Annotated in this window: 12 protein-coding genes; 3 read left to right on the top strand and 9 right to left on the bottom strand. The window is 68.9% G+C overall.

Going from position 1 to position 21,900, the window contains the following annotated elements; genetic code table 11:
• Nucleotides 1–449 precede the first annotated feature (449 nt).
• From AB0A74_RS03220 to AB0A74_RS03180, 9 genes are all read right to left on the bottom strand, one after another.
• On the bottom strand, nucleotides 450–953 hold the full coding sequence (locus AB0A74_RS03220) for a DUF4913 domain-containing protein (RefSeq protein WP_358247242.1): 504 nt from the start codon (nucleotides 951–953) through the stop codon (nucleotides 450–452).
• Complete coding sequence (locus AB0A74_RS03215) at nucleotides 950–2,650, bottom strand: TraM recognition domain-containing protein (protein WP_358247241.1); 1,701 nt, start codon at nucleotides 2,648–2,650, stop codon at nucleotides 950–952. The genes AB0A74_RS03220 and AB0A74_RS03215 overlap by 4 nt, the downstream gene beginning before the upstream one ends.
• 68 nt (nucleotides 2,651–2,718) lie before the next feature.
• Nucleotides 2,719–4,116, bottom strand: a complete 1,398-nt coding sequence (locus tag AB0A74_RS03210; protein ID WP_358247240.1) for a hypothetical protein — start codon at nucleotides 4,114–4,116, stop codon at nucleotides 2,719–2,721.
• Complete coding sequence (locus AB0A74_RS03205) at nucleotides 4,113–5,624, bottom strand: SCO6880 family protein (protein ID WP_358247239.1); 1,512 nt, start codon at nucleotides 5,622–5,624, stop codon at nucleotides 4,113–4,115. Before AB0A74_RS03205 ends, AB0A74_RS03210 begins: the two co-directional genes overlap by 4 nt.
• 4 nt (nucleotides 5,625–5,628) lie before the next feature.
• Nucleotides 5,629–7,737, bottom strand: coding sequence for a hypothetical protein (locus AB0A74_RS03200; protein WP_358247238.1), 2,109 nt, complete (start codon nucleotides 7,735–7,737; stop codon nucleotides 5,629–5,631).
• Entirely contained in the window at nucleotides 7,724–8,131 is a 408-nt protein-coding gene (locus AB0A74_RS03195) for a hypothetical protein (RefSeq protein ID WP_358247237.1), read from the bottom strand. The genes AB0A74_RS03200 and AB0A74_RS03195 overlap by 14 nt, the downstream gene beginning before the upstream one ends.
• Before the next feature lie 211 nt (nucleotides 8,132–8,342).
• A complete protein-coding gene (locus AB0A74_RS03190; protein ID WP_358247236.1) occupies nucleotides 8,343–8,663 on the bottom strand; it encodes a hypothetical protein in 321 nt (106 codons plus the stop codon).
• 10 nt (nucleotides 8,664–8,673) lie between these two features.
• The gene (locus AB0A74_RS03185; protein WP_358247235.1) at nucleotides 8,674–9,486 is read right to left on the bottom strand and encodes a hypothetical protein; all 813 of its coding nucleotides are present in this window, start codon (nucleotides 9,484–9,486) and stop codon (nucleotides 8,674–8,676) included.
• Nucleotides 9,487–9,680: 194 nt separating this feature from the next.
• Entirely contained in the window at nucleotides 9,681–10,346 is a 666-nt protein-coding gene (locus tag AB0A74_RS03180) for a hypothetical protein (RefSeq protein ID WP_358247234.1), read from the bottom strand.
• Nucleotides 10,347–10,970: 624 nt separating this feature from the next.
• On the opposite strand from AB0A74_RS03180, the gene AB0A74_RS03175 reads away from it, so the two are divergent.
• The 3 genes from AB0A74_RS03175 (at nucleotide 10,971) to AB0A74_RS03165 (ending at nucleotide 21,898) form a co-directional block, all read left to right on the top strand.
• Nucleotides 10,971–19,847, top strand: a complete 8,877-nt coding sequence (locus AB0A74_RS03175) for a LamG-like jellyroll fold domain-containing protein (RefSeq protein ID WP_358247233.1) — start codon at nucleotides 10,971–10,973, stop codon at nucleotides 19,845–19,847.
• Nucleotides 19,848–19,852: 5 nt separating this feature from the next.
• Nucleotides 19,853–20,812 (top strand): hypothetical protein, encoded by a 960-nt coding sequence (locus tag AB0A74_RS03170; protein ID WP_358247232.1) that lies wholly within the window; start codon nucleotides 19,853–19,855, stop codon nucleotides 20,810–20,812.
• Between the two features lie 834 nt (nucleotides 20,813–21,646).
• A complete protein-coding gene (locus tag AB0A74_RS03165) occupies nucleotides 21,647–21,898 on the top strand; it encodes a hypothetical protein (RefSeq protein WP_358247231.1) in 252 nt (83 codons plus the stop codon).
• Nucleotides 21,899–21,900: the final 2 nt, after the last annotated feature.

The following is a 21,900-nucleotide window of genomic DNA, read 5'->3' as shown; positions in this document are numbered from 1 at the left end:
CGTGGCCAGTTGGTCAGGGCGATGGCGGCGCGGACTTCGCTGCGGGCGTTTTTGGCCTGGCTGGTGGTGAGGTCGCGGCGTGCGGCGCGTGCGCGTAGCCGGCGCAGCGCGTGCAGACGGCGTTGGGCCACCCCGCTCGCGCGGGGAAGACTCCGGCGCGAACCGCTTGAGGAACTGGGTGGTGGGACCACCCCGCTCGCGCGGGGAAGACGGCTGGCTGCTGGCCTCGGTGCCGACGCTGGCGGGACCACCCCCGCCTGCGCGGGGAAGACACTTCTTGACCAGCGACTTTATCGCGCTGGCGCTGCGTTCTGCATCGACTTGTTTCATGTGTTGGACGCGACCTCATCGCCGACGATGTCGGCAACTTACGGCTCTGCAAATATCGCTGGTGGGGTTCTGGACGGCTTCCGCCTGCGTCATCAGGTCTGTGTTCCTGGGGTCGTCAGCTAGATGTGCTCATGGGTTGCCGGGACGGCTGTGGTGTCGGTGGGTGGTGTCCAGGGAGTGTGGTGGTTTTTGTCGATGCAGCGGCGGAGTGAGGTATTGGGTTCGGTGAGGCGGGAGAGGGTGGGCCAGAGGTAGTGGGTGCGGTAGTGGATGGGGGTGCTGGTAGGGCCTTGGGTGGCTTGGTAGGCGTCTTGCCAGGCGGCGAGGAGGGCGGTGAGGTCTTCGACCGTTCGGGTGTGGTGGGGCCAGCAGGGTGGGATGCGGTGGGTGGGGCCTAGTTCTTCGCGGGTGTTGAGGAGTTCCACGAAGTCGTGGAGCTGAGACCACAAGACCTCGGCGCGACTGGCGGGCATGTCGGTCCAGTCCCAGTCGCCTGGGCCGGTGCGGTCCTGGTGGCGGTTGAGGGACTCCATGGCGTCGAGGAGGTGGTCGACGGTGTCGGCGAGTTGCCGGTGTGCGGCGCGTAGTTCGGCCAGTTCGGTTGTGGGGTCGAGGGGTGTCATGAGGCTGCCGTTCGGCCCATGCGTTGCTCGGCTTGGTGTTTGAGGGCGAGCAATTCGGGGGCGTTGGGGTGTTCGTACCAAGCGTCGAGGTGGACGAGGGTGGCTGGGGTGTTGCGGTAGAGGAGAAGGGCTTGGCCGTCGGGGAGGGTGCGGAGTTGGTCGATTCGTAGGGCTCGTTCCCAGGTGTAGGTGGTGGAGCGGGTGCGGCGGTGGTCGCCGGTGTTGTGGCTGGTGGTGAGGCGTTGGGTGTCGCCGACTAGGCGGGAGAGGTCGTCGAGGGTGTCGGCTTCGGCTACGCCGCCGAGGATGAGGCGGGTGGTGGCGGAGTTCCAGATTTCTCGGGTTTGGTCTTTGCCCCAGCGTCTGTGGAGTTGGCCGAGGCCTTGGGTGGCGAGGATCATGTGGATGCCGCGTCCGCCGGAGTCGGAGACGAGTTGGCCGAGGTTTTCGGGGGCGGCGATGTTGCCTACTTCGTCCCAGGGGCAGCGCAGGGGTGGGTCGAGGCGTCCGTCGGGGTAGCGGGTCGCCAGCCGTTTGGCTTGGTGGTGGACGTGCAGGGCCAGGGCTGAGGCGAGTGGTCCGGCGGAGCCAACGCCGCCTTCGCTGATGATGTAGAGGGTTCCCTTGGAGCGGAGGAAGTTCTCGACGTCGAAGTGCTGGCCGTGGGGTGGGGAGCAGGCGTCGAGTAGGCGTGGGTTGTTGAGGGGGTCGAGGACGAGGTTGAGCGTTTGGGCGATGCCGCCGAGCATTTCGCCGGCGGTGTTGGTGGTGAGGTCTTGGAGGGTGTGGGCCCAGTGGGTGCTGGTGGGGGAGCGGTGGAGGAGGGCGATGGGTTCGTCGTCGGACCAGTGGGCGGCCCAGTCGAGGATGTCGCGCATGGTTTTGCGGCCGAGGGCGGCGGCGTGGAGCCAAGAGCGTAGGACGCGGGCGGCGGAGTCGGTGAAGAAGCTTGCGTTGGTGACGGTGCCGTCGAGGGGGCGGGCGGCGACGAGTTCGCGGGCGCGGCGGATGGCTTCGTCGGGGTGGTGGCAGCCGGTGATCGGGTTCCAGCGCAACGGTTCGGGCCAGCCGGTGACGTCTTCGGGGTCGAAGACGTGGACGGGGCCGTGTTGTGCGCGGATGCCGATGGTGGCGGCCAGGACGTCGCCTTTGGTGCTGGTGGTGACGACGGGGCCGGGGGCGTCGAGGACGCGGGGGATGATGCGACGGTTGGTTTTGCCTTGGCGGGTGCCGACCATGACCAGTTCGGCGTCTTCGTGTTGGCCGTAGAGGTCGATGCGATGGTGCACCGAGCGTCCCATGTGGACGGCGACTTCATGCATCGGTGCGCGGTGGGAGGTTTCGGCCAGTGAGGGGCGGGCTCGGTGTGCGCGGGCGCGGGCGGCTTTGGCTCCGAGCGTGCGTTGGAGTTGGCGTCGGGTGGCCAGGGTGGTGTCGTGGCGGAAGGACCGCGCGGCGAACACCACGAGGGACATGACGGTGGCGAGTACGAGCAGTTCGATGACGCTGGTGACGGTCCACCACAGGGCGGGGCTGGACTGGGGGTGTCCGAATGCCTGGCCGGGGTGGCTGGGGTCGCGCAGGAGAGCGGCGAGGGCGTGAGCCCAGCCGGTGGAGCGCCAGTGCCAGCCGTGGCCGTCGAGCCATGCGGTGAGCGCGCCGCCGAGTGCCAGGCCGGTTAGGAGGCCGGTGACCAAGAGGCCGAGTATGAGTAGGGCTGCGAGGGTGAGGAGTTGGTCGTCGCCGTGGGGGTCGCGTCGTTGGCTCATGGCGGTGTCCCGGTGGTGTCGCGCATGGTGTGGTCGGTGTCGATGAGGGGCCATTCGTGGCCGTCGCGCAGGACGACGTGGTCGACGAGGTAGGGCTTGTCGTTGACCTTCCACAGCGCGGTGCCCTGCTCCAGCAGGGGGAGCAGGGTGGCTTGGTTGTCGTCGAGTTGGAGTTCGGTGGCGGTCAGGGCGAGTTGGTCGGTGCGTTGGCGGTAGAGGATGCGGGTGCCGCAGTCGGCGAGTAGGGCGCGGCCGTAGTACTGGGTTTCGGGGGTGCCGCCGAGTAGGTCGGTGAGGCGGTGGCAGAGCAGGAGGGTGGCGTTGCCGGTGGCGCGGGAGACCTTTTGACCGGCGTTGGTGCGGGCCATCAGGGCGGGGTAGCGGTTGAGGCGCCAGGCTTCGTCGTAGACGGTGTAGCGGTGGCCGGGGCGGTGGGCGAAGGCGAGTTCGATGACCGCCTGGGTGGTGGCCATGACCAGGGCGACGGCGGTGTCGTTCGTGGTGACCCGGGAAATGTCGACGACGGTGGCGGTGTCGCGCCAGTCGAGTTGGTTGTCGGGGCGTGGGTCGTCCAGGAGGCCGGCGAGGCTGCCGCGGGTGAGGGCTCGTAGGGCGAGGCCGATGTCGTGGGTGCGGTGGCGCAGGGTGTCGGGGTCGAGGTGGTGGTGTTCGGCCATCGCGGGGGTGGGGTCGAGGAGTTGGTCGACCAGTAGGCCGAGGTGGATGGGGCGTAGGCGGTTCAGGTCACCGTCGACGTCGTGCCAGGCGGTGGCGGCGGTGAGTGCGGTTTCCAGGGCGGTGCGTTCGTCCATGGTCAGTGCGCGCTGGTCGGGGAGCAGGGTGCGGACGAGGGCGGCGAGGAGTTCTTCCCAGTGGGAGCGGACGATGGGCCACCACTGGGTGTCGGTGAGGTGTTCGGGTTTCGGGGGTAGGGCGAGGGCGTTGAGGCGGTGGGTCATGCCGGGGCCGAGGGTGAGGACGCGTCCGCCGAGTGCGTGGGCGACGGGGGTCCATTCGCCTCGGATGTCGCCGGGAACGGCGAAGCGGCGGCCGAAGGCGACTCCGCGGGTGCACAGGGTCTTGGCGAGGGCGGATTTGCCGCTGCCGATGACGCCGGCGATGAGGATGCCGGCGTCATGCAGCAGGCCTTCGGTGTAGAGGCGCCACGGGTCGAAGCAGAACGGGCTGCCGGAGAACCGTTCCTGCCCGATGTAGGTGCCCAGCGGTGGCAGGCCGACACCGGCGAGCCACGGGTACAGGCCGCGCAGCTGGGCGGTGGACTCCACGTGGGCGGGTAGGCGCATGCGGTGGGCGACGTGCCCGGAGCGGCGTCCGCGAGGTCCGAGCCAGGGACGGGGGACGCGGTCGGGCAGCACCCACGGATCGGTGGTCATCGCAGTCCCCGGGCGAGGGGGAGTGCGGCGGCCCAGAAGCCCTGGTCCTGTTCCCAGTGCAGGACGTGGGGTTCGACGCTGGATTCGTTGAGGGCGGCTTCGACGGTGCCGGCGTGGATCTCCAGCTCGTCGCGGGTGGCGGCGGTGGCGGTGACGAAGCCGAGGAAGCGGAAGTGGGCGAAGCCTTCGACGAGTTCAGCTTCACGGCGGGCGAGGTCTTCGGTTTCGCGACGGTCGGCGCGCTTGGTGCGGCGGTCGATGCGGCGGTTGAGGGTGTCGCGGGCGTCGTCGGCGCTGGCCTGGACGTCGATGCGGGTTTGGGCTTTGTGGGCGGGGAGGGGTTCGAAGACCAGGGACAGGGTGCGGCGGGTGGTCAGGCGCAGCAGGACGGGTTCGAGGAAGCCGACGGGGACGCCGGTGTCGGCGCGGGGCCATTCGGCGATCCACCAGGTGCGGTGCACGGCGTTGTCGGTGGCGTAAGTGGTGCGGGTGGTGGCGGTCGCCATCGGGTGACACATGACCGGGTCTACGCCGGAGGGCGCGCCATGGTCGCCGCCTTGCTGGTCGCCTTGGCCGCCGCCGCGCCGGTCGAGCATGGCGGTGGCGGTGGGGTCGAAGGCGGTGCGGATGACGTAGCCCAGGCCGCGTGGGGGTAGCCAGCCGCGGACGGTGAGCCCGGCGGCGCGCAGGCCGCGGGTGACGCGGGTGATCTCGGCGAACAGGACTGCCGCCGCGCCCTCGTCCCCGCCGCCGGCGGCCTTGATGCGGGCGGTGGCGCGGCGCGGGTCCAGGCGCAGCACGACGAAGGACTCGTGGCGTTGCGCGGTGCGGCCCTGAGCGGCGATCAGCTCCTCGTAGGCGGCGGTGGCGAGGCTGTGGTCGTGGGTGCCGTGGACTTTGAAGTCGCGGCGGACCGGGTCGCCGGATTCGGGGATGACCCGGTGCAGGATCTGGATGCGGGACAAGGGGCTGTCCGAGCGGCACAGCGAGTTGAGCACCGCGCCGAATCCGACCACGCGTTGGGCCTGTTCGCCGGAGTCGAGCAGGGCGAAGGTGTCGGCGCTGACCTCCAGGACCGCGACCATGCTGCCGTCGGAGAGGTCCTTGACCACGCCCAGGTCGCGAGACCGGTCCTCGCCGACCTGGTAGGTCAGGATGCGCAGCCGGGACAGGTCACCGGGCAGCCGGGGCCCGTCGAGGGTGGCTTCGTCGGGTCGGAGCCGGAACGGGCCGCCGCGGTACTCGTGTTCGCCGGTGGCGCGGACGAGCAGGCGGGCGAGCAGTATGGGCAGGAAGTCCACCAGCGGACGCCCGAACACCGGCAGCAACGCCACCGCCACCAGCACACCCGCCACACCCAACGGCACCACTTTGAGCACACCGGTGGTGTTGAGCCCGGCGACCGCGGTGAACAACGCCGCCACCAGGCACAGCAGTTGGGCCGAGGTCTTGCCCCACAGGACGCCGTCGCTGCGCCTCTTGGAGAACCGCACCCGGATCTCGGACATCTCGTCACCACCGTCCCTGGTTCTCAGCTGGGCCCAGCCGCCGTTGCGGCGGGGCAGGCTGGTGGTCGCCGTGCCGGGCAGACGTGTGGCTGGGGTAGGGCAGGTAGGGGAGTTGGTCGGGGTAGGGGCTGTCGATGGCGCCACCGGAGGTCACGCCGTCCATCGCCACCTGCCCACCCACCGCCACCACCACACCCGCGATCGCCGCATTCGCCAGCCCGGACCGCCGCTCGTCCTCGTCACGCCGCACCGACTCCACCTGCCCTGCGGGAACGTCGTCAGCGCGCCGCTGCGGCGGTGCCGAACCGGAGTTAGCCGACGCTGGTTGAGATGGGAGCACCGTCGTGGCGGACCGGTTCGCCGGGATGTCGCCCGAAGGTGCAGTCCCCTCGGCGCGAGACGGGACGGCCGAGGAGGTGCGGGTGGCCAGCATCGCCAACACGGTGGCGCTGCTCATCGCCATCGACCCCCGCCCCGCGCCCAGCACGTCACCGTCCAGCGGGAACCACTTGACCACCACGAACGGCGCGAACGCCGCCACCCCGAGCGTGCCCACCCCGATCAACAGATCCCCAAGGCCGCGTCCGGCGCCGATCCAACTCTCACCCAGCCGGAACACGACCACCGTCAACGGCTTGGCGATCACACACGCCCACAACACCGACAACCCCTTGCGCGGCCACTTCCGCAGCGCCCGCGGCCCCGCGCCACCGGCCAGCTGCAGCACCAACACCGCCACCGCCAGCACGATCGCGCCCTTGCGGAACACCAACAGCAGGTACGCCACCCCGGCGGCGACCGCGCCCACCAGGAACACCACCATCACCAGCAGCCACCCCGTGGTCTGCGTGATCTGGTCGGACCGCACGAGCTGGTGCATCAGCACGAAGAACCGCACGTACACGGCCTCGGAAGTCCCGGCGGTCTCGTCGGCGAACCAGTCCGCCACCCGATCGGAGACGAAGATCGCCAACGACACCAGCGTCAACCCGACCCCGAGCCCGAACGCCCACCGCACCACCCCCAACCCGCCCTCGGCCAGCTCCCGGGTGCGCATCCGCACCGCCGCGACCACCGCGTTGACCAGCAGGAACAGCAGCACGAGGTAGGCGCTCACCGTGCCCAGCGCACCCAGGATCGACCGCAACCCCGGTTCGTCGAAGTCCACGCCGGTCGGCTGCCGCAATGCGCCCAGGGTTAGTTCCAGGCCGGTGAGCATGGCGCGCGCCGCCGCCTCGGCCAGGCACTTGTCGAACTCGGTGGCGCAGTCCATCACGCCCCACAACTTCAGACCCGCCTCGACCACGCTCTTTCCGCCGCACAACGCCCCTAACGACGGCAGATGCCCCTGCGTGGCGCACAGCGCCTCCAGGCTGTCCCCGACCTTCCCCCAATCGACCACCGTGTCGCCGGGCGCGGTCGAGGTGCCCATCGGGACACCGTCCGCCACCGCACGCCCGGCCAGGTTCAACTCCGCCGCCGTCATCCCGGTCGGAAAGGACCGGCCGGTGAGGTAGGCGTTGAGCACCGCGCACACCCGGTCGACCACCGCCGGGTCGGTGCTGCTCGCCGCGGCCAGGGACTCGCCGAGCTGGTCGCGGGGGACGGCCGCGCAGTCGATGGTGCCCTCCGCCGCGCGGGGCCAGCGTTGCATCGGCATGCATCCGGTGTCCGCGTCCGGGCAGGAGCCGACCGCGTTGCGCAGTTGGTTGATGCGGTTGGAGTTCTGCTCCTCGGTCCACAGGTACGCCGGAGACAGCGGCGGCCGGGTCAGGCAGAACCGCCACGTCGCCCGCGGCGGCGTCAACTCCGCGCGGTAGCTGTGGACGAACGTGCACCGCAGGTCGTGGTCGTCGCGCAGGACCACCTGCTCGCCACCACACACCGCGTCTCCCGGCACCTGCGGCGACGGCCACGGACAGCTCGGCGCGACATACCACCAGCGCCCGTCCGACACCCGCAACCTCGGATAGTCCCGGTCACCGATCCGCACCATCTCAATGCCGTCGCTGACCTGCGGCGGCACCGGCGCGGCGATCGCAGGCGAGGCCATAACCAACATCACCAGCGGCCACACCACCAGCGTGCGCGCGATCCGGTCAACAACGGACATAGGGCACCCCTGTGAACCCCGCCTGCGCTCTGATGAACGGCAACGCCCTGTGGGTGTGCCCGCCGGGCAGCGTCACCGCCTCGGGAGGAGACGACGGCACCCACCGCCCGTCCCGCCACACCAACCAGTAGGTCCACAACGCGTTGACGAACTCACCCGCTCCGGTCGCGGAACCCGCCGACCGCAGCCAGAACCCGTCCACCGCCACCGCGACCCGATCGCCGTCCCACCGCTGCACCTTCACCGCAATCGCACCGAACAACGCGTGCCGATAGCTCGGGTCCTCCTGCTCGGCCCACCGCCCGAACTCCTCCGCGACCTCCGGAGCCGCGCCCAGCTCGCGTGCCGCCTCCCGCACCGACCCGACACCGGCGACCCTCCGCTGAACCAGCACCGCCAGATGCCCGGCCGCGGTAGCACTGACCACCTCGTCACTGCGCTCGCACCCACTGTCGGCAACCACCGGCGCAGACGCCTGCGACACCGACCGTCCGGTGAGAAGGCCAGCGCAGAACACCGCCGCGACCGCTGCGGTGGCCACGACGACTCTCACAGCGACACGAACTCGCCGATCCCGGCTGTGGTCGAACATCACTTCGCCCTTCTCACTGGGAGAACACGGAGTAGGTGAAGTTGACGAGGATCGACGCCATGCCCACGACCGCGCCGAGGAACACTCCGCCGACCACACCGCCGATCCCGATGCCGCGCGCGTGCTGGAAACCCAGTCGCGGGCCGACCACGGCGATCCCGATGCCGATGACGATGGCGGCCAGGCCGCCGATCAGGACGTACGCCGCGATCGAGTTGACCATCGACTCCAACGCCTGCAACCCGGGCGCGTTGCGACCGTCCTGGATGTCGATCGGATCAAACGGCCCACCCGGCTGCGCCAGCCGACCGGTCGACCAGACCATCGTGCGCATCGCACCCTCCTCACGCTCGTCGTGGTTGTTCCGCGACCACCGCGCACACCGCGGCGATCCGCTCCGCCGCCTCCCGCGCCGCATCACCGCAACGCCCGACCGGCGTATCGGCGTCGACCAGCGCCGCGTCGTACGGCATCCGCATCACCGCCTCCGCCGCGTCACCGGCCGCCGACTCCGCCGCCACGGCACGCGCCGGCCACCGGCCCGGCCGATGCGCCACAGCCACAACCACCGCACGCCCGTGCACATCCCGGCGGGTATCGCGAGCCACCAACTCCAGCAGCGACCCGCACCGCAGCAACTCCGACGCATCCGCCCGACACACCACCACCAGTACATCCGCCGCCGTCTCACACAGCCGCGCCAGCACATGCGCCTCAGCCGGACAGTCCACAACGGTCAAGCGACACACACTGCGACACGCATCCACCGCAGCCACCAGCAAATTCGGCCGCAGCGGCTCAAACGGCCGCGACAACACGACACCGCCCAACCGCACCACCCAACCCCGCGCACCCGCCTCAGTCCGCTCGTCACGCGCGGCGTGAACCAACGACCGCAACACGGGCACGGCATCCGGCGCGGCCAGCAACACACCAAGCCGACACCAATCCGGCACACCACCCGGATCGGCCGGAAGCCGCCGGGACACCCCCGGCCACAACGACCCCGACGCATCCACCACAGCGACCGGCCCGGAACGATGAGCCGCCGCCGCACGGGCCAGCAGCGCCGCCACCGTCGACCGGCCCGCACCCGCAACACCCAGCACCGCCACGACCCGACCAACCGCCGCCGTACTCCGCAACACCTCGACCACCGCCGCCCGACCACGCCCCCGCGCCGCCGCCAACCCCGCCCCAACCCCGGCGAAGCCCAAAGGCAGAGACGGAACGACAGCGGACGATCGCCGATCCCTGATCTGGAGGAGGCGTCCGAACGAGGACGGCACGGCAGGAATCGGCACCGGCTGCCCACCCCACATCCCACCCGGCCCCATCGCACTACCGCCCGTCATCGACCCGCACCCTTGAACACGGTGATCCGGACCTGCGACCCGGCAACTGGACCCGGCGGATCGACCCTGCGCTGGTGACCGCTCGACCGGGACAGGCTTACGGCACGCATCCGCTGCACCGCAGGCCTCGCCGCCTTGCCCTTCACCGCCAGGTCCGGCGCCGGCTCGGTCTTCGGCATCCACCCCACAACGTGCAACCGCCACGGCTCCCCGATACCCGCCCGCAACGCGAGGTGGCCGCTCAGATCCTCCAACCTGCCCGCGACCCGAAGGCTCTGCTCCCGCGTCAGCCACTGCGGCACCTCGGACGATTCGCCGAATTCCGGCGACGGCAACGCCAAGTCGGCCATGGCGATCGAACCGCGGACCTTCGCCGCGTACTCGGCGAGCTGCTCGCACAGCCCTTCGGCATACACCCGCCGGATCCAATCGTCGGCCACGAACCCCGCAACGGCTCTGAGGGGGTCGTAGTCCAGACCCACCAAGGACGACATCACCATCTCCCTGGCGACGAGGCCGGCATGCCGGACACCCTCGGTGAAGTAGTGGTGCGCAACCCACAGCTCCACTGTGGACGGATCCCCGATCAACAGGGCGCTCGGCGGAGCAGGCACACCCGCACCGTCGAACCCGTCGAACGCCCCAAAGTCGAAACCGGCCATGATCCGGCCTTCCCTCGCTTCCGATGCCGCTCGTCGCTCAACCGTCCACCCGGGGTCCGGAGAATGTCACGGCCGGTCCTCCAGAAAGATGCTTTTCCCATTTCGCGGAAGTCGTTCGGCGCATGTTTCCGGCATGGCAGTGCATTCTCGACCGGGTCTGGAGCGTGGCCGGGGTTGCATCGTGGGCTGTCGTACCGGTCGAGGGCGTGATGCTCGCGGGACGGCTGACCTCGGCTGTCGGGCACGCGCAGACCGCCTGCTCGGGTTCTGGCGTCCTGCATGGGTGGTGCGTCGGGGGCGTGCTCAATTCGTGATCAAAAACGCTGAGGCGGTGCACCTGGCGGTGTGGGTTGTTTTGTTCATCACGTAACACGGTTGATGGGTGGGCCAATTGCTGAGGTTGCGCGTGGCGGCCGTGCGTGGCGGTTGCCGATTTTCCGGAATGGGGGACAAGTGGTGCCCCCGGCGAGTCATCGTTGCTCCGTTTGGAGTCTTCTTGAATGCGCCGCCGTGAGGTGTGCTGTCTGCCGGTCTGCGTGCCCGCATGCGGACCGGTCGCTGTCTCTTGTGGACTCGACTGCTCATGATCGAGTTCGAGGGGGGACCGTGCGGTCTGTTCGCGGTGTGCGCGTTGGCGTCGTCGGGGTCGTGCTGGCGTTGGTCGCGTCGGTGACGAGTCCGGTCGGCGTGGCTGGTGCCGCCGCGGCGGGCGCGGTGGGGGAAGTTCCGCAGCAGGAGTGGGGCAGCGCGGCGGGGCGCAGTCACGAGGCCACGAGTGAGCAGACGCGGGCCGAGGACAAGCCGGGCACCGTGCACGACTCGCCACCGGCACCGGGTGGTCTGCCCGCGGACGAGCCGTACCCGGACCCCGAGCTGGGTAGGGACGGACCGGCGCAGGAGACCGTGGTCGAGGTCGGCGGCGACGGTTCGGTCGTGCCCGCCGAGGGCGGCGACGGGGCGCGGCGCGAGCTGGTGAACCGGCGGTCGGCGGACACCCAGGAGTTCGTCAACCCGGACGGCACGCGCACGCGGCGCGTGTTCCAGGGGCGGAAGTTCTTCTCGCGCAACGGCCTGTGGTTCCCGATCGACTCGACACTGGTCGCCGAGGACGGGGCCTGGCGGAGCCGCTCGGACTCGGTGAACAAGCGGTTCGCCGAGTCCGCGGACGCCGCCACCGTGGCGTCGCTGGAGCTGGCTCCCGGTGTCTCGTTCGGTTACGGCCTTGCTGGCGCGGCCGACGTGGAGGCACGGGTTGAGGACGCGGCCGTCACCTACCCGGACGTGCGAGCGGGCGTGGACCTGGAGTTGGAGTCCACGCCTAACGGCATCAAGGAGACGTTGGTCCTGGACTCGGCCGACGCGCCCACCGAGTGGGACTTCCCGTTGCGGCTCAACGGGTTGACCGCGTCCCTCGATGCCGGTGCGGTGGTGTTGAAGGACGGTGCCGGTGTGGTGCGGGCGGTGGTGCCGCCGGGGTTCATGGAGGACTCGGCGATCGACCCGCGCTCGGGTGAGGGCGCGCGCTCGCGTGGCGTGACCTACCGGCTCGACGGCGACGTGCTGCACGTGAGCCTGGACAAGGCGTGGCTGTCCGACCCCGCGCGGGTGTTCCCGGTGAAGGCGGACCCGAGCGTGGTGTCCAACAACGCGGACGGGTCGACGTTCGTGCAGTCACCGTGGAACGCCGACTACTCGGGCGACCCGACGTTCAGCGTGGGCACCTACGACGGCGGTACCAGCAAGGCCAACGGGTTCCTGAAGTTCGACTCGGTGTCGTCGGCGCTGGCGGGCAACTACATCCTCGACGTCAACCTGTGGCTGTACAACGTGTGGTCGTTCTCGTGCGAAGCCCGCTGGGTTGGTGTGCACGAGGTGACCTCGCCGTGGAGCTTGTCGGGGGCCAAGACGTGGCCGGGTCCGTCCTACGGTGAGGCGTTGGGGGTCGGGAGCTTCGCCAGCGGATACAGCGCCAACTGCAACCAGAGCGGCACCTGGCACAAGATCCCGCTGGGCACGGCCGGCGTGGGCGTGGTGCACCGGTGGACGCGCGGTGGCACGAACAACGGGTTGACGGTCCGGGCGTCGGAGTCCGACAGCTACGGGTGGAAGAAGTTCGCCAGCCGCAACAGCGCCAACCCGCCGTACCTGGAGATCACCTACAACCCGTACTGGGCGACCTACGAGGTCGGGGCGATGACCACGCCGGTGACCTCCACCAGCGACGGCGTCATGCGGGTCAAGGTGACCAACCACGGCCGGGACACCTGGACGCCCACCAACAACTACAAGCTGCACTACCGGGTCTGGAACAGCAACGGCACCGAACTCGGTGACGTGGCGTGGACGTCGATGCCCCACGACGTGCCGCCGGGATCCTCCGCTACGGTCGACGCGACGATCCGCAAGCTACCGCCGGGGGCGTACACGCTGCACTTCGACATGGACCACTACGGCACGACGAAGTTCAGCTGGACCGGAGTGCCGGGGTCCGCGGCGGTCGGGATGCAGATCCCCAACAAGGCCCCGGTGGTGACGTCGATGTCGCCGCCGAGCAATTACGTCTCCGAGGCGCTCAACCCGACGCTGGTCCTCGGCGGACAGGATCCGGACAACCACCCTGGCTCGGGATTGTCGTACCTGTTCAAGATCTGCGATGCGGGCGGGGACAACCTGCAGAACTGCACCGAGTCGACGTGGAGCTCCTCGCCCGCGTGGACCGTGCCGAACGGGAAGTTGGCGTGGGGCAAGTCCTACGTCTGGTACGGCATGGTCGGCGACGGGGCCGCGAACTCGCTGTGGACCGAGGGAGCCTTCCTGTCCACGCAGGTGCCGCAGCCGGCTGTCACCAGCCGACTGGGCGCCTCGTCGACCGCGCCCGGCGGCGGCGTCGACCCCGCAGTCGGCAACTACACCACCACCGCGACCGACGCCGTGGTCTCCGCGGTCGGCCCGCCCCTGTCGGTGGTGCGCAGCTACAACAGCCTGGACCCGCGCCGCTCGTCGGCGTTCGGCGCGGGCTGGTCGACCCGCTGGGACACCGCCATCACCCCGGAGACCGACGGGTCGGGCAACCTGGTGGTGACCTACCCCGAGGGCGCGCAGGCCAGGTTCGGCAAGCGATCCGACGGCAGCTACGCGCCGCCGGCCGGGCGGTTCGCCACGCTGGTGTCGGTCGCGGGCGGCGGGTGGAAGCTGTCGACCAAGGGGCACGTCAACTACTCCTTCGACGCCTCCGGCCGGCTGACCTCGATCACCGACGACTTCGGCCGCGTCCAAACCCTGGGCCGTGACGCCTCCGGTCGCCTGACCACCGCGACCGACGCCGTCTCCGGTCGCAGCCTGACCTTCACCTGGACCGGTGCCCACGTCACCCGGGTAACCACGGGTCCGGACAGCAACCTGTCGTGGGACTACACCTACGACGGCGACCTGCTGACGAAGGTGTGTGACCCGACCGGCGGCTGCACCACCTACGAGCACGCGGACGTGCTGCACTACCGCAGCACCGTGCTCGACGGGAACCCCAGCGGCTACTGGCGGCTGCACGAGACCAGCGGCACTGTCGCCGGCAACCGCGCCCCGATCGGCGGCACCGAGGCCAACGGCACCTACAGCAACGTGATCCTCGGCGCCGCGGCGGCGATGCCGGGTTCGGACATCGGGTCGGCACGGCTCAACGGGACGACCTCCTACATCAAGCTGCCCGACAAGGCCATCGGCTCCAGGGCGATGCTGACCGCCGAGCTGTGGTTCAAGACCAGCTCCAGCGCCGGCGGTGTCCTGCTGGGCACCTCCGCGCAGGCCGAGCCGAACGGCGCCGCGACCGGCAGTGGCACCCCGATCCTGTACGTGGGGACCGACGGCAAGCTGTACGGCCACTTCTGGAACGGCAACGTCACCGGCATCGTCACCCCGAACGCGGTCAACGACGGGATCTGGCACCACGCCGTGCTCACCGGCACGGGCGATCGGCAGACCCTCTACCTCGACGGCACCGCCGTGGGCACCCAGACCGGTGCGATCGTGCACACCGAGCCGCTGACCCACCTGGGCGCGGGCCTGGTCAACAGCCGCGCCTGGCCCGCCCGACCGGCCGACAACTGGGGCCGCTTCAACGGCTACCTGTCCGACGTGGCGATCTACGACCGGCCCCTGACCGCGTTGACGGTCGCCGAGCACTGGAACGCCCGCCTGCTGACCAAGGCGCTGTCGAAGGTGGTGCTCCCGGGCGGGCGCGTGGCCTCGCAGGTCACCTACGGACGCGCCCCTGACCGGGTGGGCACCCACGTCGACCACAACGGCGGCACGTGGACCGTGCAGCAGCTCACCCTGGGCTCCAAGACTTCGATGAGCTCGGCCATCGTCAACCCCGACGGCCAGTCCACGACCTACAACTACAACCCCAGCCGGGGCAGCCGGCTCAACCGCACCACCCTGCCGAACGTGGGCACCACCTGGTACTCCTACGACACCGGCGGCTTCCTCAGCGAGACCATCAACCCGAACAACGTCAACACCACACTGGTCAACGACGCGCGCGGCAACGTGCTGTCCCGCAGCGTCGGCTGGAACGACGGCACGAACACCCGCACCACCAGCTACGCCAACTACTTCCTCAACGCCGAGGACCCGCTGGACCCGCGCAACGACCGCGTCACCGAAGCGCGCGACGGCCGTTCGGCCAACAGCACCGACACCACCTACCTCACCACCTACGCCTACACCCCGTCCGGCGATCCGGCCGGCACGACGCTGCCCGGCAGCAACGCCGCGTCCCGCCGATCGACCTCGACCACCTACACCACCGGAACCGAAGCCGCGATCGGCGGCGGCACCATGCCGCCGGGCCTGAAGCGCACCGAGACCAACGCCGGCGGCGGTGTCACGACCTACGCCTACACCAGCCGCGGCGACCTGCGCGAGATCACCGACCCGGCCGGTCTGAAGACCCTGCGCACCCACGACGCCCTCGGCCGCACCACCGAGGAGAAGGTCGTCTCCGCCACCTTCCCCCAGGGCGTGGCGACGACGTTCACCTACGACGGAATGTCCCGCCTGCTCACCCGAACCGAGCCGGCGGTCACCAACGCGGTCACCGGCACGGCCCACCAGCAGCGCACCACCAACACCTACAACCCCGACGGCACGATCGCCTCCATCAAGGTCGACGACGCGGCCCTCAACGACCCCGGCCGCACCACCAGCTACACCTACGACACCTACGGCCGCGTCGCCACGCTGACCGACCCCACCGGCGCGGTCACCCGCACCGAGTACGACACGATGGGCGAGCTCACCAAGCGCATCGACCCCGTGGGCACGGAATTCACCTACACCTACACCATCGCGCGGCACCAGCTCGCCACCACCACGGTGAAGGGCTTCACCGGCGACGGAGGCGCGCCCCGCGACATCGTGCTGGAGTCCCGCGCCTACGACCCCGGCGGCCAACTGGCCAGCAAGACCGACGCGATGGGCCGCACCACCGCCTACGAGTACCGCTACACCGACAAGCTCTACTCCGACACCCTCGTCGGCTACCGCAACCCCGACACCGGTGCCACCTACGACGTCAACCTGCACCTCTACTACTACGACGGCGCCGGCAACCTCACCGGTCTCGAAACCCGGGGTGGCGACTACTACACCAGCTACACGCGCGACCTCGCCGGTCGTGTGATCGAAGCCCGCGACAGCGACAACGCCTGCCCCGGCAAGTGCGGCCACACCGGCCACGCCCGATCCACTTCCACGACCTATGACGCCAACGACAACGCCACCAGCATCGTGGTCAAATCCCCTTCCGGGGCGCGTGTCGCGCAGACCGACCACACCTACGACGCTCTCGGCCGGGAGCTGACCCGCGCGGTCCACACCGGGACCTCGACGCTGGTGACGACCACCACCCGCGACGAACTCGGCCTGGCGCTCACCGTAACCGACCCGCGCGGCAACACCCAGTCCCTCGGCTACGACGCACTCGGCCGAATCACCACGACCACCGGCCCCACCGTCCCGGTCGAAGCCAACGGCCAAGCCCCGGTCAGCGCCTCGGCCGTGACCAAGACCGGTTACAACACCTTCGGCGAGCCCGTCGACCGCCTCGACCCGCTGGGCAACGTCACCCGCACCGGATTCGACGCCGCCGGCCGGCCCACCAGCACCACACTGCCGCCCTACACCCCGCCGGGTGCGAGCGAGCCGATCACCGCCACCACGAACGCCACCTACGACGGTGCCGGTCGAGTCACCGCCACTACCGACGCACTCGGCAACACCACCAACTTCGACTACGACCAGCTGGGCAACCGGACCCGTCGCACCGACCCCTTGCTGCCCGGTCAGACCCAGCGCGGCGTGTGGACCTCCACCTACGACCCGCTCGGCGAACTGCTGTCCACCACCGACCCCAACGGCGCGCAGACCTCCGCGACGTACGACATGCTCGGCAACAAGATCACGTCGACGATCGTCGAACGCACCCCGGCACCGACCCGCAACCTGACCACCCAGTTGCGCTACGACGAGCTGGACAACCTCGCCTCGGTCACCAGCCCGGACGGCCACAAGACGCAGTACGTCAACGACGACAAGGGCAACCGCGTCTGGACCTCCAACCCTCTCGGCCAGACCAGCAGCGCCCTCTACGACGCGGCAGGCCGACTGGTCGCAGGAACCGACGCCCTGGGCGCCAAGACCACCGCCAGCTACGACCTCGCCGGACGCCTCACGGCAGCCAGCGACCTCAGCCCGACGGGAACGGTGCTGCGCACCCGCACCTTCGGCCACGACGCCGCCGGCAACCAGACCAGCCTCACCGACAGCCTCGGCAACACCACCACCCGCACCTACGACGCCGCGGGCAGGCTGACCACCATCACCCGCCCGGTCACCGGCACGACCTCGATCACCACCAGCTACGGCTACGACGCCGCCGGCAACCTCACCCGAGCCACCGACGGCAACGGCAACCCCACCATCTACACCACCAACACCTGGGGCCTGCCCGAATCCACCATCGAACCCGCCACAGCCCAGAACCCCGACGCCGCCGACCGCACCTACACCACCACCTACGACAAGGCCGGCCAACGCACACTGCTGACCAAGCCAGGCGGCGTCAGCATCGGCTACTCCTACGACCCGCTGGGCAACCTGGTCAAGCAAACCGGCGCGGGCACCGTGGCCACCACACCCGAACGCACCTTCGGCTACGACCTCGCCGGCCGCATGACCTCCGCCGGTGGCAACACCTACACCTACGACGACCGCGGCAACCTCGTCAACGCCACCGGACCGTCCGGGAACTCGTCGTCCACCTACGACAACCACAACCGACTGTCCACAGTGTCCACCGCCACGGGCACCACCAGCTACGGCTACGACACCACCGACCGCCTGACCACCGCCACCGACCCGGTCACCGGCGTCACCGCCACCTACACCCGCGACGCCCTCGGCCGCACCACCACCATCGGCTACGGCACCGGCACCTCAACCCGCGCCTACACCTACGACCCGCTCGGCCGCCCCGCCACCGACACCATCACCGCACCCGGCGGCACCGCGACCACCAGCACCACCTACACCTTCGACACCGAAGACCACCTCACCGCCAAGACCACCACCGGTCTCGCCGGCGCGGGCACCAACACCTACACCTACGACAAGGCCGGCCGCCTCACGTCCTGGAACAACGGCAGCACCACCACCGACTACGGCTGGGACGGCAATGGCAACCTCACCCGCGACGGCACCACCACCGCCACCTACAACCAGCGCAACCACCTGCTCAGCCGCGGCGACACCACCTACACCTACGAATCCCGCGGCGTGCAGGCCTCCCGCACCACCGGCGGCACCACCACAACCCTGAGGTTCAACGCCTACGACGAACTCACCACCGACGGCGCCACCACCAACACCTACGACCCCCTGGGCCGCCTGCACACCAGCGGCAACCGCACCCTGGTCTACCAGGGCACCGGCCAGACGATCATCTCCGACGGCACCGACTTCTACAGCCACACCCCCGACGGCGCACCCCTGGGCATCAAGCAGGGCACCGCCACCGGCCTGGCCGTCACCGACCTGCACACCGACCTCGTCGCCACCACCGACCCCACCACCGGAACCCCCACCAACTCCCGCACCTACACACCCTTCGGCACCGTCCAAGCCACCACCGGCACCCAGCCCACACTCGGCTACCAACACCAGTACACCGACCCCACCAGCGGCAACGTCAACATGGGCGCCCGCTGGTACCAACCCGGCACCGGCACCTTCACCAGCCGCGACACCGCCACCCTCGACCCCACCGACCTTCTCAACGCCAACCGTCACGCGTACGCCGCAGCGAACCCTCTGGGCGCTATCGACCCGACTGGCTTCAACGCTGGACTCCTGATCCCCATCGCGGATCTGATCGGCACCGCGGTCGGTGGTCAGGCCGCCCGCGGAGCGGCCGGCGCCGCCGTTGGTCGCGCTGCGGGTGCCTTCGGCTGGTCCAACTTCACGACCGGAGCAGGCGGCGTGGCCGCCTCCGGCTTGGGCTGGATCATCCCGCTGCCCGGCGACTTCGAGACCACGTACAGACGGGGGATCGACGCCTCCCGATTCAGCAGAGGGACCCGGCCGACCCGCTGCATGCGTTGGTGCGCCGACCCTGACCCCGGGCCCACGCCGCCTCTGCCCGGCCCCACGCCACCGGGCAACTCCGGTCACACCGAGACCGAAGATCATTACGGCGGCGACTTGCCGGGGTGGTTCGAGGAACGGGACGATCGAGCCCAACGCGTCCTCGACAACGCCATGACCCCGGCCACGCCACCCGGACTCACCGCAACCATCGCCGCCGGCATCCAGGCGATGATCGATGCCCTCAACAACCAGGCACGCATTGAACTTGGCATAATCGACCCGGGTATCAGCGCCGAGCCGTTTCGCCCGGAGGAGGCTGACGGACAGGGTGGCCCGGGAGGGCCAGGGGTCACCATCGACCGGCGCAAGCAAGACAGCGAGTGCGAGAGCGATGCCAACGGTGAGTACTGGAATGACGGCCGGGAGTGCTTCTACAGGACGATGAGCTGGAAGGAATTCGATCGGCTCAACAAGAAGCGTGGGCTATCCCTCCAGTCGAACAAGACTGAGCTTTTCGCTACTCGGGTCAAGGACTACTCGGCTGGCTACTTGCACGGCAAGAAGGGGCAAGGCAAGTACGATGTCCTAGTGGAGTTCGAGTTGGCACCCGGTACGACGGACAAGTTTTACGACCCGCAGCTCGGGCGCCGAGGGGACATACCCGGCTACACGCCGCAAGGCTGGCACGAGGAGTACATGACGTTGCGGAGCATCTCCGGAGTGCACCCGAGCCTTCGAGACAGCGTTGTCCACGTCAAGGCGGACGGCGGCGTCGTGTCCTACGGGCTCACGGACGGCACCATTAATCCATACTTCAACCGAAACGTACTGACCGCCAGAGTCATCGGAACGAGGTGAACCGGATGACCGACGCAAACAAGAAGCTTGATCAGCTCGTACAAGCGGCTCGGATGTCGAGCGATCTCGACGCGGTCGAGCACCTCTCGGGAGTCGCGGATCATATCGCGCATCGGCTGTCGGAGACCTTTGGTCGCGATGACTGGGAACTGTTCGTGCGATACGCGGAGGCAGCGACCTATCATCCGTCCCCCGATAGTGTTCGATTGATCAGCGAAGCTTTTGTTTCGCTGCACCGCGGTAATGTCGATTCGAAGCTCTATTATCAAGAGTGGCTCGCGCGGGTCATGGTGGACCTCGCGGATCCCGGCACCATGTCGGTGATTTGTGAGATTTTGTGGTCTGGAGTACCCGCTTGGGATTCCTCCCTTGCTCGAACGTGTGTCGACGCCCTCTGTTCGATCGGCACGGCGGAGGCGATCTCGATGTTGCGGCGCGTAGTCGTCCTTCATACTCTCGAAGTTCGTAGCCGGGCGCTCGAAGAATTCGACCTGATGACCGCCGAGGAAGACGTCGACACCGAGTTCTTTGTCGGCCTTCTATCGCACCGACTTGGTCGCAATCTCTACCGAGGGGCGGCTGGTTGGATGAGCCTTCTCATTGACGCAGTTGTCGTGGCTCCTGAGAGATCCCCATGGGCAGGGCCACTGACCGACCTGATCACCCGGTCCTATGCGCTCGCGTCCAGCCTTGATGCTCCGCTACGACTTGAAGTGGTTTTCGTAGTGGCGGATGACCGCTGGCCATCGCCCATCTCCGAGGTCACGGTCGGCGTTCACTCCGAAAGCTCAGTCGGTTCAACAGCGGTCGTTGGTGTTCCTATCCCGGAGGTTCCGCCGTCGATGCCGGGTGAGTTCCTCAAGGATCAGCTGAAACTTGCTGTGGAAATGGTTCATCTGTCGTTGGCTGCATCCAACTCCGGTCAGCTCCTGGATGAGCATCGGGAGGTTGTCGCTCGGCTCTAGTCGTGTGGCTGGACCAACGGCTACCCAGATATGTCAACGCTGTTGAATACTGGCGTTCGGGGAACCGGATGTCGGACTGGTCAAGCGATGAGTAGTTCCAAGCCCGCCCATGCGCATACCGACACCGAATCGAAAGGCTCCCACCGTGAGCGGCGGATGATCTACGTCGATCCCCATCCGTGCCCGACCACACCCACTACCTCCAGGAACGTCCGCTCGTTGGCATGAACACACGTTGCGACCGGGCCTATTCTCGGTACATGATCATACGGTCAAAACGGCTTGGGTGTAGGCGTACAGCGTCAGGCCGCTGCAGTCGAAGCGACCTTAGGCTGTTGACGTTTTGGCCGATTTGGTGGGCTGGACCGGGCAGCCGCTCTGGCGGCCGGACTGGAGCACCACCGAAGGGCTCCTCGGTCTTGCGTTGCCTGACGACTACAAGGCGCTGTGGACCACCATTCCGGCGGGGAGGTACGGGGGCACGGTGCTGGTGCAGCCGCCGACGACCAAGGGGCATGTGGGTGACCTGTTGGCGTTGTCACGGGAGACGATGGTTCGGTTGGCCGACGGCCAGGAGCGGCCGTACACGTCGTACCCGGAGTTACCCGGCCTGATCCCTTGGCCCGCTTCAGCGACCCGATGGGCGGCGCGTTGTTCTGGCTGGGTATCGAGGCGACCCGAACGAGTGGCCTGTGATCGCCTCCGGTGCGGACGGGAGTTGGGAGCGGTATGACGTCGGCGCGGTTGCGTTCCTGATCGCTCTGGTGAGGGGCAAGGTGCCGAGCAACTGCATGACTCTGAAGCCGTCGGTCGTCCGACCCGGAGGAGTGGACGGTGGCGGTCTCCAACGGGGGTGTCTGGCGGTACGACGACGAGCCGGTGGTGGAGGCGTTCGACTGTGGTGCGATATCGTGCCTGATCGACTTGGTCACCGGGCGCATCTACAGCCGGGTGCTCGCCCCGACGGCAGGGCCGCCGACCGGTCCGCCGGTGCCGTTCCAACCGGAGGACGAATGGAAGTGGCTCGCCTACTCCGACAAGCGCTCCCCGCAGGTTCGGCGCATCTCTCTGCGGGACAACGGCTGAAG

The sequence above is a fragment of the Saccharothrix sp. NPDC042600 genome (assembly GCF_040647305.1).
Taxonomy (GTDB): domain Bacteria; phylum Actinomycetota; class Actinomycetes; order Mycobacteriales; family Pseudonocardiaceae; genus Actinosynnema; species Actinosynnema mutabilis.
The sequence above is the reverse complement of the archived record's forward strand: the minus strand, read 5'-3'. Positions and strand labels throughout refer to the sequence as shown.